General features: G+C 33.6%; 12 protein-coding genes and 1 tRNA gene. 8 read left to right on the top strand and 5 right to left on the bottom strand.

Annotation, left to right across the window (positions count from 1 at the left end; genetic code table 11):
* Positions 1 to 19: 19 nt before the first annotated feature.
* The gene (locus ABS764_RS00375; protein ID WP_408078817.1) at positions 20 to 4,459 is read right to left on the bottom strand and encodes a translocation/assembly module TamB domain-containing protein; all 4,440 of its coding nucleotides are present in this window, start codon (positions 4,457 to 4,459) and stop codon (positions 20 to 22) included.
* Positions 4,460 to 4,666: 207 nt separating this feature from the next.
* On the opposite strand from ABS764_RS00375, the gene tsaD reads away from it, so the two are divergent.
* From tsaD to ABS764_RS00340, 7 genes are all read left to right on the top strand, one after another.
* Positions 4,667 to 5,689, top strand: a complete 1,023-nt coding sequence (tsaD, locus tag ABS764_RS00370; protein WP_408078815.1) for a tRNA (adenosine(37)-N6)-threonylcarbamoyltransferase complex transferase subunit TsaD — start codon at positions 4,667 to 4,669, stop codon at positions 5,687 to 5,689.
* Positions 5,690 to 5,692: 3 nt separating this feature from the next.
* Positions 5,693 to 6,400, top strand: coding sequence for a 16S rRNA (uracil(1498)-N(3))-methyltransferase (locus ABS764_RS00365; protein WP_408078813.1), 708 nt, complete (start codon positions 5,693 to 5,695; stop codon positions 6,398 to 6,400).
* 61 nt (positions 6,401 to 6,461) lie between these two features.
* On the top strand, positions 6,462 to 7,100 hold the full coding sequence (locus ABS764_RS00360) for a DUF4159 domain-containing protein (RefSeq protein ID WP_408078811.1): 639 nt from the start codon (positions 6,462 to 6,464) through the stop codon (positions 7,098 to 7,100).
* 6 nt (positions 7,101 to 7,106) lie between these two features.
* Positions 7,107 to 7,610 (top strand): TrmH family RNA methyltransferase, encoded by a 504-nt coding sequence (locus ABS764_RS00355; RefSeq protein WP_408078809.1) that lies wholly within the window; start codon positions 7,107 to 7,109, stop codon positions 7,608 to 7,610.
* Positions 7,611 to 7,643: 33 nt separating this feature from the next.
* A complete protein-coding gene (locus tag ABS764_RS00350) occupies positions 7,644 to 8,735 on the top strand; it encodes an AI-2E family transporter (RefSeq protein ID WP_408078807.1) in 1,092 nt (363 codons plus the stop codon).
* Position 8,736: 1 nt separating this feature from the next.
* Complete coding sequence (locus tag ABS764_RS00345; protein ID WP_408078805.1) at positions 8,737 to 9,939, top strand: class I SAM-dependent methyltransferase; 1,203 nt, start codon at positions 8,737 to 8,739, stop codon at positions 9,937 to 9,939.
* Positions 9,920 to 10,489 (top strand): hypothetical protein, encoded by a 570-nt coding sequence (locus ABS764_RS00340; protein WP_408078803.1) that lies wholly within the window; start codon positions 9,920 to 9,922, stop codon positions 10,487 to 10,489. Before ABS764_RS00345 ends, ABS764_RS00340 begins: the two co-directional genes overlap by 20 nt.
* A 136-nt stretch (positions 10,490 to 10,625) precedes the next feature.
* On the opposite strand, the gene ABS764_RS00335 is transcribed toward ABS764_RS00340, so the two are convergent.
* The 4 genes from ABS764_RS00335 to ABS764_RS00320 all read right to left on the bottom strand — a co-directional run bounded on the left by ABS764_RS00335 (position 10,626) and on the right by ABS764_RS00320 (position 13,107).
* A tRNA-His gene (locus tag ABS764_RS00335) sits at positions 10,626 to 10,699 on the bottom strand.
* 75 nt (positions 10,700 to 10,774) lie between these two features.
* The gene (bshB1, locus tag ABS764_RS00330; protein WP_408078801.1) at positions 10,775 to 11,491 is read right to left on the bottom strand and encodes a bacillithiol biosynthesis deacetylase BshB1; all 717 of its coding nucleotides are present in this window, start codon (positions 11,489 to 11,491) and stop codon (positions 10,775 to 10,777) included.
* Positions 11,492 to 11,571: 80 nt separating this feature from the next.
* Complete coding sequence (locus ABS764_RS00325; protein WP_408078799.1) at positions 11,572 to 12,633, bottom strand: chorismate-binding protein; 1,062 nt, start codon at positions 12,631 to 12,633, stop codon at positions 11,572 to 11,574.
* 39 nt (positions 12,634 to 12,672) lie between these two features.
* Entirely contained in the window at positions 12,673 to 13,107 is a 435-nt protein-coding gene (locus tag ABS764_RS00320; RefSeq protein ID WP_408078797.1) for a PaaI family thioesterase, read from the bottom strand.
* 141 nt (positions 13,108 to 13,248) lie between these two features.
* On the opposite strand from ABS764_RS00320, the gene ABS764_RS00315 reads away from it, so the two are divergent.
* Positions 13,249 to 14,760 (top strand): hypothetical protein, encoded by a 1,512-nt coding sequence (locus ABS764_RS00315; protein ID WP_408078795.1) that lies wholly within the window; start codon positions 13,249 to 13,251, stop codon positions 14,758 to 14,760.
* Positions 14,761 to 14,778 lie beyond the last annotated feature (18 nt).

Genomic DNA, 14,778 nt, shown 5'->3' with positions numbered 1-14,778 from the left:
GAATTATGCTGTAAGATTATTATTCCTCCTCATCCGTTTTAGTTCCTTCAGTATTATGCTCGGGATCTTCTTTTTCAGGTTCTTTATTATTGTTGAAATTGATATATTCGGGAGTAACATTAGAATCCTGAAAATATTCATTAGGAGTATTTACTCTTTCAATTTTATATTTTTTAAATATTTTACTGACCAATTCTCTAAAAGTATCAAAATCTACTTCATAAGTCAATCCTATGCCCTGAGTATATCCTATACCCTGACCAATATAATTAATATCATTTTCTCTGTTAAACAACCTTAAATTCATAGTACCATCCTGATTGACTCTGTACTGCACTTCCACGTCTCCTACAACCGCTGATTCATTAATTCCTCCAAACGGCACACCTACTTTTCCGTTAATCGATATCCTTTCATTAATTTTGGACGAGATAGTTGCCACAACTCTTCCATCAGTTTCCCTTCCTATTCTTCTGTCCGGAGAAACATAATTCAGACCAACTTTAAATTTATCATTATCTGTTTTTAAAATATCGCCCAGCAAACTGGAAGCTGTTTCAAATAAACTTCCTGAAAAATCCGACTGATTAACTCCCTCAGGACTCAAAAATCCACCAGAAGAAAGCAGATACAAAGCCTGAGTCTGCCTTACATCTTTATCATAGAGCTTATATTGAATTTCTGATTTTAAAACATTACTTACCGTAGGAAACTCAATTGTAAAATCAGGTTCCGGACTGGCTAAATCTCCCTGAATTCCAATAATTACATCTACAGGAACTTTTCGGTTAAAAGAAGAATTAGCTAATAAAACTGCCGGATTAGCTATAGTTGTATAAACAGCCTGTAAATTTAATTGTGCCCGCATTGGGTTTCCTTCCCAGGTGATGGAACCTCCTTTTTTAACATCAAATTTTTTATCAATTAAACCGCCATATTTAAAATTATAAGTCCCTTCATAAGCCTGAAAATCTCCCCACATCTGAAACTTGCCCAGCGTATTAATTTTAAATAACAATGACCCGTATCCTTTTCCTTTCATCCCATGACCGGAATTTCTGTCCAGAATCACTTCGACCTCAGCATCAGGAGTAATATCCAGATCAAATTCTAATTCAAGACCATTATATCTTTTTGTATTCTCAACAATACCCATCTTAGTATTGTACTTCTCTTTAGTAGTTACAAAATGAATAAAGGAATTTTCACCTACACTTTCAGCTGAATTAATAGGAATTTTTATTTCTGATCCTTTTTCTGATTTTGCTGCTACTTTAATAAACAAAGCATTTGTTGGTCCTTTTATAGTAGCATCACCATTAATAAATGCTGTACCGTAATAAGCTGCTTCTTCCGAATCCTTTGTATCTAAAACCGCCAGTCTTTTGGAGTTAATTGCCAAATCCAGTCGCCAGTCAGAAAAATTTGTATGTTCAATAGTACCATTCAGCATCCCCTTTGTATTAAATTTGGAATCGGTTATGGTATTAGTTCTGAATAAAAACTTCTCATCAATTAAATCCACAATGGAACGATCATTTAACTGATAATCAACATTTAAATACGGAATAGTCATTCCGGCCTCGTCTACAAACAATCTGCCACTGATTTTAGGTTTGTTAACATCACCGCTTACTACCGAATTACCGGTTACATAACCGCGGATATTAGACAAAACATTGCCTCCCAGCGAACTAAAAACACCTAAATTAAATTTATCCAGTTTTACCTTTAAATCCAGAATGGTCTTTTTATCTACCACTTCAAAACTTCCATTTGCATTAAAAGATTCTAAATTGTCATTTTGCAAGTAGGAATCAATAGTGAATTTCTCTAAGTTTTGATTTCCTTCAATATTAAATTTCAGTGTTCCTAAATCCGTTTTATTAATATTCAGCTTATTTACAACTAATGATGCAGTGGGTTTGTACATTAAATTATTTTGTTTAAAATGAACTGCTCCATTCACATTACCATTAAAAACAAACGTACTGCTTAAAGGGGTAATTTTATACAAATCAATATCTTTAAAACGAAGTTCTAAATCTTTATTAAAATCGTCTTTTATACTACCATTTAATGTAACCGACTGGTTTTCATGAGACAATACAATATTATCAAAAATAAAATTCTTGAGTGATTTGTCAAAAACCAGTTTATTATCAGAATAATCATTTTGATTGAGATACCAGATATTTTCTTTGAATTTCATTTCTGATTTACTGATACCTACCACATTATTATTATTTTTATCAATGGTATGGTACAAGTTTAAATTAAAAAAATCTTCCCCTTTTTCACCACCTTTAAACTCCGATCTAAACAACAAAGTGTCTTTAGTGGTAATATTAATCAAACTAAAATCACGCATCTTGTAATAAGGCGTTTTAATACTATCTAACTCTATATAAGCATTATACAAAGGGTTTTTATTATCAATAGCGACCCTGATATTATCAAAAACATTTTTGTCATAACTAATTTGAGGCGAATTAAAATTCATTTTAAACTCTTGATTATCAGATCTAATATTTCCTCTTAAAACAGTATTCGTCGCTAATTCGATTTCAGGATATAAAATTTCAACTATCTTATTATAAATAGTGAAATTAAATCTTAAAAACTGGCCTTTGTTTACTTTCTCAGGTTTGAAATTAGTGTATAAACTTCCCAGAGAGTTTCTTGTTAATCTGCCTAACTGATTAAACTGAAAGCGTCCCACTACTCTTCCGTCAATAATATCAGGAGAATCAATAGTCAAAGTACGAATTCCCTGATTATCAAAAGTAGAATTGACATTAAAATCATTAAAAGAATAAGTATCTTTTATATTCTGATAAGATGTTTCTTTGAAGGAAACATTCCCCTGCAAATTTTCAATAGTATTTCCTGTAAGCTGAACTACTACATCTCCTTTAAAAACAGAAACACTGTCTTTAACAAAATGTAGCTTATTTAAATCAGCCTGTACTACATTAATATGAAAATCATATTTATTTTCAGCAGTACTTAAATCTAAGAGTCCGTCAAAATCCATTTCTAAATTAGGATCTGCAACTACAATTTGTCCTTTGTAATAAGGCAATTTAAAATTCCCGTTCAGAGAAATATTACTATAGGTATACTTTTTAAAATGAACTTTATTAATAATTCCTTTTAGCTGTGTATTCAGATACTTTTCAGTAAACCCCTTACCATCGACATTAATATCCATGGTAACCAACCCTAAATCTTCACGATTTAAAAATATTCCGGCATTAAAATCTTCTAAAACAACATTTCCATTATAAGTTGCTTTATCAATAACATCAATATCGTTCATAGAAACAACAGCCTGCATTCTTCCTATTTCAGATCTCATATTTAAAGCAGCGTCAATCGCCGATGCTGTTAATTGCAAATTCCCTTCCATCCAGAAATTACCCAAAGTCTTTAATTCCAACGGTAATTTTTTCCCCAGAACATTTGGAAGCAACGTTACTAAATTATCGTAACTGGAAGTAAGTTTGGTAAAATCACCATTCATATAAAACGGCTGATTTTCTTTACCAAAAATATTTTTGAAATTAATAGCGCCTTCAATACTGGATTTTCCCGAATCAGTGAGTTTTAAATCACTTACATACAAATTATTCAGTGTTCCTTTTACAATAGTTTTATTGATATAAAAGGACTGATTAACACCTAGCTCTTTATAAAAAAACCGGATATCATTAGTTCCTATTGCCGCTGAATGAATTTTAACATCAAATTTAACTTTATCATTAAATTGGACAAAATCTTCAATTTTATAATTTAACGCTACATCGGCTTTAATTTTGCTGGCAGCTGTTTTCAAATCCAGATTTTCAAGCTTTATTTGTTTCTTGGAATAACTAAAAACAGTACTCATGTTTTCTACAAATAAACCTCTGTAATCCAAAAAAGATAATTTATTAATGGTAGTATTTACATCCGGACCGTATAACTTAAAATCAGTCAACTCGATATTTAAATTTTTAAAATCTACATCTTTTGGGTTTTCCTTGTTTTCATCAGTAAGTCTAAAATGACCATTACTTATAAAAGCTTTATTGGATTTTAAAAGAAAATGTTTTCCTGTAGACGGTTTTCCTGAATCAAAAGCATCAATAAAAACATCAATATTGGTTTTGCTTTCGTTTTTATAGGTTTTTAAATCAAATAAAACACCATCAAGACGAACACTTTTAAACAGCAAATCTCCGGTATTAACAAATCCGTTAAGATCAAAAATATTTGTGCTTAAAATTTTAGTATAAATAAGAGTATCTTTATGATGATCCAAAATCAATACATTTTGAATCTTAACACCGCCAAAAGCTGTAATCTTTACTTTATCAATATTAATATTTGTACCAAAATCATTATTAACCCGGTTCATTAAATATCGGCCTACGGCAGTTTGAACCGTTGGTAATGATAATGCAATACCAAGCATCAGTAAAAAAATGATGAGCCCAAGAATTATACCCGAAATTATTTTAATCGTTTTTTTGATATGTTCTGTATATTATATTTTATCAAATATTATTTTGCTCAGGCAAAGAGCGAAACCTTAAATAAAAATTCTTTAATTTTGGCTGCGCCGTAAAATTAAAAAAAATAAAATCGGTTTCTATAGATAATTCAAAAATTGTGTGCTTTTATGCTAAATCCTGAGGTTTTTATTCTTGCTATCGAAAGTTCCTGTGATGACACCGCAGCAGCTATTTTATGTAACGACAAAGTACTTTCAAATGTTGTGGCAAATCAATTAATTCATACACAATATGGCGGTGTTGTTCCAGAATTAGCTTCGCGTGCCCATCAGCAGAATATTGTTCCGGTAATTGATGCCGCGCTTAAAAAAGCGAACATTCAAAAAGAGCAGCTCTCGGCTATTGCATTTACACAGGGTCCCGGTTTAATGGGTTCTTTACTTGTAGGTAGTTCTTTTGCTAAATCAATGGCATTAGCACTGGGTATTCCGCTTATTGCAGTTAACCACATGCACGCTCATATTCTGGCACATTTTATTGACGAAGAGGGTTTTGACAAACCTACATTTCCGTTTCTGGCTTTAACCATCAGTGGCGGACACACGCAAATTGTAAAAGTCAATCATTTTTTTGACATGCAAATAATCGGTGAAACAACTGATGATGCCGTGGGAGAAGCTTTTGATAAAACAGCCAAAATTCTCGGCCTGCCTTATCCCGGAGGTCCGTTGGTAGATAAATATGCTCAATCAGGCAATCCAAAAGCTTTTTCGTTTACAAAACCAAAAGTACCCGGATTGGATTTTAGTTTTTCGGGATTAAAAACAGCTATATTATATTTTATCCAAAAAGAAAAAGCTAAAAACCCAAATTTTGTTGACGAAAATATACAGGACATTTGTGCTTCTGTACAATACACCATTATCGGGATTTTAATGGACAAATTGAAATTAGCCGTTCAGGAAACCGGAATTAAACAAATAGCCATTGGCGGAGGCGTTTCTGCTAATTCAGGAATCAGAAATACATTGAAAGATGCCGAACAAAAATACGGATGGAAAACTTTTATCCCAAAATTTGAATACACTACCGATAATGCTGCAATGATAGGAATTACAGGTTATCAAAAATTTCTAGCCCAAAATTTCGAAGATGCTTCAGTAGTGTCTAAAGCGCGAATCCAATTCTAAACTATGCAATTATTTTACAATCCAGATATTGATGAAGCAACCGCCTCTTTTTCTTTTGACAAAGAAGAAAGCAAACATATTATCAAAGTTTTAAGAAAAAAAGACGGTGATATTTTGTTTGTAACCAATGGAAAAGGCTATTTGTTTAAATGCGAAATTATCTTAGCGTCAGACAATAAATGCACGGTGCAGATCAATTCGTTTGAAAAAAAAGAAACAGCAAAATTCCATTTACATTTGGCTGTTGCCCCTACTAAAATGAATGACCGCTACGAATGGTTTCTTGAAAAAGCTACAGAAATTGGCATTCAGGAAATCACCCCGATAATCTGTGATCGTTCCGAAAGAAAGGTTATTAATAAAGAACGATTTGACAAAATCATCTTATCAGCATTAAAACAATCTAATGAATTGTATTTACCTAAATTAAACAAAGCCGTTACTTTTAAAGAATTTATGAACCAAAAAAACAACGGTACTTTATTCATTGCCCATTGTGAAGAAACGGATAAAAAAACTTTAAAATCCGTTTTAAAATCTAATGAAGACATTACTTTATTAATAGGTCCCGAAGGCGATTTTTCGGTTAAAGAAATTGCTTTGGCATTAGAAAATAATTTTATCCCGGTTTCTTTAGGCAACACCAGATTAAGAACCGAAACAGCCGCTGTAGTGGCTTGTCATAGTGTGGTGTTTTTTAATGAAGAATAGCTGATTAGCACTTAGTAACTAAGAACCAGGAAGTAAACACTAAGGACTTAAAACCTAAAAAATGAAAAAACTCTGTCTTGTTTTACTATTAGTTTCTTTCACTTCTTTTTCCCAGGAAATTGCCTTGGTAAAATACCGCGGCGGTGGCGACTGGTATGCTAATCCTACAGCTTTGTCTAATTTGATTCGCTTTTGCAACAGCAATATCAACACTACTATCACCTCTAAACCGGCAACGGTAGAACCTGACAGTCCTGAATTATTCTCTTATCCTTTTGTACACATGACCGGGCACGGAAATGTAATTTTCAGTCCTTCCGATGTACAGAACCTCCAAAAATACTTAAAAGGCGGCGGTTTTTTACACATTGATGATAATTATGGTATGAACGAATACATCAGAAAAGAAATCAGGAAAATATTCCCAAATAAAGAATTAGTCGAAATTCCCGCTACACACACTATTTTTCAAAAACCATATTTATTTGCCCATGGATTGCCCAAAATTCATGAGCACGACGGCAAACGCCCACAGGCTTTTGGGATTTTTATTGACAACAGATTAGTCCTTTTGTATACATTTGAATGTGATTTAGGCGACGGCTGGGAAGATCCGGAAGTCCACAACGACCCTGCAGCAGTTCGTGAGAAAGCCTTGAAAATGGGAGCCAATATTATTCATTACATTTTTAATAACTAAATTCAAGTGCAATTAAAACACGAAGAAAACCAGTTTACACCTACTCAATTTCCGATCACCTTAGTTTGTGACGCTGTTTATTTTCAGCAAAATATAGGTTCCCTTTTTAGAATTGGTGAAGCTTTCGGAATTGAGAAAATTATTTTTCTTGGAAAAGACATCCCGTTAAATCCCCGAAAAATAAACAAAACTTCCAGAAGTACACATTTACACGTTCCGCATACTGTATTTGAAGAAAAAAGCGACCTAATTACTTATTTACAGCAAAAGGAGTATGAAATAATTGCTTTAGAAATAGCCTCTTCAAGTAAGCCTTTAAAAGAAGTTAAATTGCCTTCCGGTAAAAAAATTGCACTTATTATCGGGAGTGAAATTAACGGAATCAGCGAAGAACTTCTGGATGTTTCCAATCAAATTGTACACATCAATATGTTTGGAAAAAACAGCAGTATGAATGTAGTTCAGTCTGCCAGTATTGCTTTATATGAATTTACATCAAAATTGATTTGATATTTCTTTATCTTTATAAACTAAAACACACTTATGATAACATCAAAAACTATTGGTAACGGAATCCTGCGTGCCTTAATCATCACAGCGGGAGCGGCATTACTACTTTACATTTTATACCTGATTCAGCCCGTTATTTATTTCCTTTTTATTGCATTAATTGTAAGTATGATTGGAAGTCCAATTGTACATTTTTTAGAGAAAAAATTAAAATTTCCCCACATTGCTGCCGTGATAGTGACGATGCTTTTTTTTATTTTGTTATTAGCCGGTTTTATAATGATGTTTGTACCGCTGATTATTTCGCAGAGTGAAAACTTATCACTTTTAGATACAGAAAAACTTCAAGGTGACCTGACACAGCTTGCGGAACGTCTAAACAATTATTTTTCAGATCGCAATATTGACACCCAAAATCTACTGAAAGAATCTAATATTGCATCTAAAATCAATCTCAATTTCATTCCTAATTTCCTGAACTCCTTTTTAGGAACTCTTGGAAACATTGGAATGGCAATTGGTTCAATCATTTTCATCTCTTTCTTTTTCTTAAAAGACAAAAAGCTTTTTACTATAAATGCTAAAAAAATATTACCTGAGGAACATGAAGACAAAATTCTAAACTCATTCAGAAAAATCAATCATTTATTAAGCCGTTATTTTATTGGTTTGATTGGTCAGATTACCATTCTCTTTGTGCTATATTTAATTGTACTGCTTATTTTTGGAGTACAAAATGCCCTTATTATAGCATTTATCACCGCACTGTTAAACATTATACCTTATATCGGACCACTTATAGCTACTATTTTAGTGGCTGTTTTAACTATGCTCGGTCATCTGGATCCCCAAGCTCAGGGCGACATGCTCTCTACCACGCTATACGTTTTAATTGGTTATTCTGTGGCACAGATCATTGATAATAATGTGACCACTCCGTTGATTTTTTCTAACAGTGTCAACTCGCATCCGTTGGAAATATTTATTGTAATTTTGGCGAGTGGTTTTCTTTTTGGCGTATTAGGTATGATTGTAGCTGTACCGCTTTACACCATTATTAAGGTAGTTGCCAAAGAATTTTTCCCGGAAAATCCTGTAGTAAAAGTATTAACAAGAGGAATTTAAGTTGACTTCAGAAATTTTAAGCACAGAAATACAACAATTCATAAACGCTAATCTAAGTAATGATATTACGAAATTAGCGTTGAAAAAAAATCCGTTTCCGGAAATTGATTTTGCTGTTATTTTAAATCAGATTACAGCAAAATCAAAAGCGGAAAACAAACTTCCTTCGTGGTTTGAAACCGATAATATTATTTATCCTTCAAAGGTTTCGGTAGAACAAACATCTTCTGAAAAAACGGCTTTATATAAAAGCGAACTCATTTCGGGTGAAAAATTAATCGATTTAACAGGCGGTTTTGGGGTAGACGATTATTATTTTGCTAAAAAAGTAAAGTGGGTAGTTCATTGCGAAATCAATGCTGCACTTTCTGAAATCGTTCAACATAATTTCGACCAGTTACAAGTTAAAAATATCGAATGCCATACCGGAGACAGCTTTGAAATTCTTAAAAAACTGCATCAAAAATGGGACTGGATTTATATCGATCCTTCGAGACGAAATGATGCCAAAGGTAAAGTTTTTATGCTGAAAGACTGTTTACCAAATGTCCCTGAAAATCTTGATTTTTATTTTGAAAACACTAATGCAATTTTAATAAAAACAGCACCATTACTGGATATTTCTGCCGGTTTATCGGAGTTAAAAAATGTAAAAGCCATTCATATCATAGCTTTGGACAATGAAGTCAAAGAGCTTTTATGGGAGTTACATAAAGATTATTCAGGAGCAGTCACATTAAAAACAGCTAATATTACAAAAGAAACTGTGGATGCATTTGAATTTGTAATGCAGCAACATACTGTATCCCCTTCGTATAGTTTACAAAAAAAATATTTATTTGAACCCAATAGCGCCATTATGAAATCAGGCGGTTTTGACGAGGTCGCTATGCATTATAACATCAGTAAATTACACAAACATTCCCATTTGTACACCTCAGACGATATCATCTCTTTTCCCGGAAGAACATTTAAAATCACAGCTGCTTTTTTATACAATAAAGCCGAAATGAAACAGCAGATGCAAGGAAAACAATTTCATATTACTACCCGGAATTTTCCTGAAACAGTAGAAAAAATCAGAACTAAATGGAAAATCAAAACAGGAGGAAATTTATATTCTTTTTTTACTACAGATGCTAATAATAATAAAATAGTGTTAATTTGCACCAAAATAAATCAAAATGAAACAACTATTACTTAGCACTTTATTCTTATTAACTATCAACACTTTTTCGCAGACCAATTGCGATTATACCACTAATATTACAGACTCTCTCGGGACTTATAAGGTAACCAAAGAATGCCTGATGTCCGAAAAAGTATTTGCAGGAACTTCCAGTTACATTTTTTGTTCGCTGGCCTCCACCGATGGATTACCCACCTTAAATGTACAGCTTATTCAAAAAAGCAAAGGTTTCATCAAAGCAAATTGCTTTAACAAAAATTCCCGATTGTATTTACAATTAAACAACGGAAAAGTAATTACTCTTGTTCATACTGATTTAGAATATTGCGGTAGCATGATTAGAGATGAAAATGGTTTTGACAACCGTGTAATTGTGGGTACTTTTATGTTTATGAAAGGAACGATGGAAGATTTAAAAAATTCGCCGGTTTCCTTAATGCGAATTAAGTTCTTAACGGATATTGAAGATTACGTTATCAGAAAAAAGATAACTTCAGAGTTAAACGGAACCGTTTACGAACCGGAAACTTATTTCATGAAAAACTTACACTGTATTGAGAATTAAAACAGCTGTTTTAGCATTCAGTTAAGAAGAACGGATTTGGAAACAAGTCCGTTTTTTTTGTTCCGATTTTCAAAAATCTGACGAAAAATAAGAGTACAAAAAAAGCCCCGAATTTCTTCGAGGCTTTTGCCTTTTGGGTGGATGACCGGGTTCGAACCGGCGACCCTCGGCACCACAAACCGATGCTCTAACCAGCTGAGCTACAACCACCATTTGCTTTGCGGTTGCAAATATACAACGTTTATTGGCTTCTGCAAACTATTTTTTGAAAAAAAACAAAGATTTTTACATCAAATCACCTAAGCTATTGACTGCCAAACATCTTTCAACTGTAAAACCTTCAGCATAATCTAACCCTGAGAGCCTGCCTAAGTCTCTGGAGCGATAATTTAAGCTTTCAAAGAAGTTTTTTGATGTTATTGGTGATTCCGGTTCTGTAGAATCGGGATCGTAAAATTGAGAACGATAGGCTAAAATAGCTTCGATTTTCTTTTCAGTAAATCCAGAAATGTCAACTACAAAATCAGGTTCAATGTTTTTCCACTGAATATAATGGTATACTACTTTAGGACGCCAGGCTTTTTGCTGCTTTCCTTCCAGCGCTGTTTCTATTTTCATTAATCCGGATAAAAAACAGGCATCAGAAACTAACTTGCTTCCTTTGCCATGATCAATATGCCGGTCTTCAATGGCATTGCATAATACAATATCAGGTTGGTATTTACGGATCATTTTGATAATTTCAAGCTGGTGCTTTTCATCATTGATAAAAAACCCATCTCTCATTCCTAAATTCTCCCTTACTGACACCCCCAGGATTTTTGCCGCAGCATTAGCTTCCTGATCTCTAATTTCTGCCGATCCACGGGTTCCTAATTCACCACGGGTCAAATCAACAATACCCACTTTCTTCCCTAATGAGATTTCTTTTAAAATTGTTCCTGCACAACCTAATTCAACATCATCCGGATGCGCTCCAAATGCTAATATATCTAGTTTCATTACTCTCTTCTCTATTTTCTATTTTCTATATTCTTTTCTATATATTCTGCCTTCTGAAATCTGCTAATTGAACACTCCCTTCAAAGCACGCTTTTCATGGTCATCGACTTATTCACGCTTTCCTTCCATTCTTTTTCCGGAATGCTTTCCTTAGTAATACCGCAACCCATATATAAATGTGCACGCTTTTCTTTTATTTGCATACAACGCAGATTAACAAACAAATCCGATTTTTGCTTTTTCTCTGTAAAATCTTTCTTGTTCAGTTCTCCTAAAAAGCCGGTATAATATTTTCTGTCGTAACCTTCATTTTCCATGATAAATTCTTTTGCAGCATCTTTGGGTAAACCACAAACAGCAGGTGTAGGATGTAAAACAGAAACAACCTGTGTCAGCTTAGAGGTCTTATTTATTATCCCTTCAATATCCGTTTTTATATGCAACACATTTCCGGCCTGAACGGTGTACGGACTCGAAACAGCCACTTCAGATGTTAAGCCTTTCAGGTTTTCTAAAATAAATTCAGTAACATATTGCTGTTCTTCCATTTCTTTTCGTTCCCAGACAACATCAGTAGTACCATTAAAATTTTGTGTTCCGGCTAATGCCATCGAACAAAATTTTTTCCGGCTGGCTTTTAACAATCGTTCCGGTGTAGCTCCCATCCATAAACCTATTTTAGGATGGTACCAGCAATAGCAAAAAACATTAGGAAAACGCTGTATCAATCTGGTAAAAACGGTAACCAAATCAAAGTCAGGAACTTCAAGAATTTCTTTTCGGGATAAAACCACTTTTGTAAATTCCCCGTTTTCAATAGCTTTTATTGCTTTTTGAATCAGATTTTCAAATTGTGATCTTCCTTGTTCATTTACTGTAAACTCCAAATCAGCAATTGGATTTTCCTCTAAAGGATCAATTTCTGATTCCCAGATTACCGACTGATTTTTAGGAATTAATATCATCTGACTGCCATGGAACGGAGCAAATACAAAACCGGTTTCATCTAAGGTTTCGGCAAAATAAAGGTGATCATTTTTTTGAAAAAAACCTCTTACTTCTGTTTTGTAAGGCTTGCTGTAAATAACAAATGGCAATTCCTGAGCTTCTTGTTGCTTTACTTTTATAAAAAAATCAATCATATATTGTTTTTATTAAAGGTTCATTTATCTCAATAAAATCTAGCTTGTTTTTTTTCTTTTAGGCAAAACCATGTTTGTCAGTTTGCATAGTGAAATCAGGTTGTCCCGCTCGTCTGTAATACGGATTTCCCATAAATGAATACTTGCTCCCTGATGAATGATTTTTGCCGTTGCCGTTACAATACCCTCCCGCTTGGCTTTTAAATGATTAGCCGAAATTTCTATACCTCTTACTTCACTTACTTCCGGATTGATGAATATAAAAGATGCCGCACTACCTACACTTTCTGCTAAGGCCACCGAAGCTCCTCCGTGTAATAAGCCCATCGGCTGATGAACACTTGGATTAACCGGCATAGTAGCGGTTAAAAAACCTTCGCCTGCATCCACATATTCTATATTTAAAGTTTCCATTAAAGTATTTTTTGAAATACGATTACAGTATTCCAATATTTTTTCTTTATCGAATGTCATGAATTTTATTTTAATCGATTGTAAAAATAAAGAAAAGAATAGAGACTATCCTCTAAATGAGAAGCATATTCTGCAAAGGATTTAAAAATTCAGCAGTGAGGAATAAGTTTTTTTCTATTTTTACAAAAAAACCAAAAACCCATGCGTTTCTTTCCACTGCTTTTTATATTTGGAATGCTACTCTCCATTAGTTCGTGCCGTTCGGATTTTTCTACCGTACCCAGTTCCGGAAAATTAGGTTTCTCACAAGACACTGTTTTTTTAGACACTGTTTTTTCAACTATCAGCTCCGGTACATATCTTTTAAAAGTATATAACCAAAGTAAAAATGACATCCATATCCCTAAAATTCAATTCAGTAAAGGATTAAATTCTAAATACCGGATGACGGTTGATGGCATGCAGGGAGATAATAACAGAGTTTTTAACAATGTCGTTTTGTTAGCCAGAGACAGCATGTATGTTTTTATCGAAACTACGCCAAACATTGCTGATGCAAATCCGGATGATTTTTTATATACAGACAATATTGAATTTGACAGCGGAACCAATTTGCAAAAAGTAGCACTATTGACCTTAGTGAAAGATGCTGTTTTTTTATATCCAAAGCGTTTAAGCAATGGAAATAAGGAAACCGTGACTTTTGACGATACAGCACTCAGCGGTTTTTATCTGGATGAAAATGATATTGTAAATGGTAATGAATTGCATTTCACCAATCAAAAACCTTATGTTATTTATGGATATGCCACTGTTCCCGAAGGAAAAACAGTGACTTTTGATGCAGGAGCAAGAATATATTTTCATTCTGATTCTGGATTGATAGTGCCACAATCAGCCAGTTTACAATGCAATGGAAAAGCTTCTGAAACCAGCAAACAGGAAAATGAAATTGTCTTTGAAGGCGATCGTCTGGAAGCGGGATATGCTGACATTCCCGGACAATGGAGTACCATCTGGTTGCGTAATGGCAGCACCAATCACAGTATTAATCATGTAACCATTAAAAATGCCACCATTGGTTTGCGAATTGACAATCATGACGAAAGTACCGTTTCCATAAAAAACAGCCAAATCTATAATACTTCCAACTATGGGATTTTAGCTCAAAACGCACACATAATCGGCGAAAATATCGTAATTAATACTGCCGGACAAGCTGCTTTAGCATGTACGTATGGAGGCAATTATAAATTTACTCATTGCACATTTGCTAATTACTGGAATAATCCAAATCAGTCTACAGTAACCATAAGCAATTACAAACCCGGCTTAAATCCGGTAGCTTCAGTTTTAACACAGGCTACATTTAACAACTGTATTATTTACGGAAGCTATTCTAATGCGCTTTATTTAGATAAAAATAACGAAGCTTCTTTTAACTATCAATTCAATAATTGCTTGTTAAAATCAGAATCTGATAATTCAAATCCATTGTATAATTTTGATGATAAAATGCATTACAATGCTGTTATTTTAAATCAAAGTCCCCGCTTTTTTGATATTGCAAAAAACAAACTTAATATTGATAATACTTCTGCCGCTTTCGCAAAAGGAAATCCCAATTATCTGATTCCACTGGATATTAATGGAAAATCCAGAACTTCTCCTCCCGATTTAGGTGCGTATCAGAATATGCCTTTTCCTAAATAAAGTACAAAGCAATTAGAT

The organism is Flavobacterium plantiphilum (assembly GCF_046000495.1).
Classification (GTDB): Bacteria; Bacteroidota; Bacteroidia; order Flavobacteriales; family Flavobacteriaceae; genus Flavobacterium; species Flavobacterium plantiphilum.
Note: the sequence above shows the minus strand (reverse complement) of the source record. Positions and strands in the feature narration are given on the sequence as shown.

Coding starts and splice junctions, on each gene's coding strand:
- ABS764_RS00340 (WP_408078803.1), top strand. CDS start 9,920: ATGAAACAACTATTACTTAGCACTTTATTCTTATTAACTATCAACACT.
- bshB1 (WP_408078801.1), bottom strand. CDS start 11,491: ATGAAACTAGATATATTAGCATTTGGAGCGCATCCGGATGATGTTGAA.
- ABS764_RS00375 (WP_408078817.1), bottom strand. CDS start 4,459: ATGCTTGGTATTGCATTATCATTACCAACGGTTCAAACTGCCGTAGGC.
- ABS764_RS00325 (WP_408078799.1), bottom strand. CDS start 12,633: ATGATTGATTTTTTTATAAAAGTAAAGCAACAAGAAGCTCAGGAATTG.
- ABS764_RS00360 (WP_408078811.1), top strand. CDS start 6,462: ATGAAAAAACTCTGTCTTGTTTTACTATTAGTTTCTTTCACTTCTTTT.
- tsaD (WP_408078815.1), top strand. CDS start 4,667: ATGCTAAATCCTGAGGTTTTTATTCTTGCTATCGAAAGTTCCTGTGAT.
- ABS764_RS00315 (WP_408078795.1), top strand. CDS start 13,249: ATGCGTTTCTTTCCACTGCTTTTTATATTTGGAATGCTACTCTCCATT.
- ABS764_RS00350 (WP_408078807.1), top strand. CDS start 7,644: ATGATAACATCAAAAACTATTGGTAACGGAATCCTGCGTGCCTTAATC.
- ABS764_RS00365 (WP_408078813.1), top strand. CDS start 5,693: ATGCAATTATTTTACAATCCAGATATTGATGAAGCAACCGCCTCTTTT.
- ABS764_RS00320 (WP_408078797.1), bottom strand. CDS start 13,107: ATGACATTCGATAAAGAAAAAATATTGGAATACTGTAATCGTATTTCA.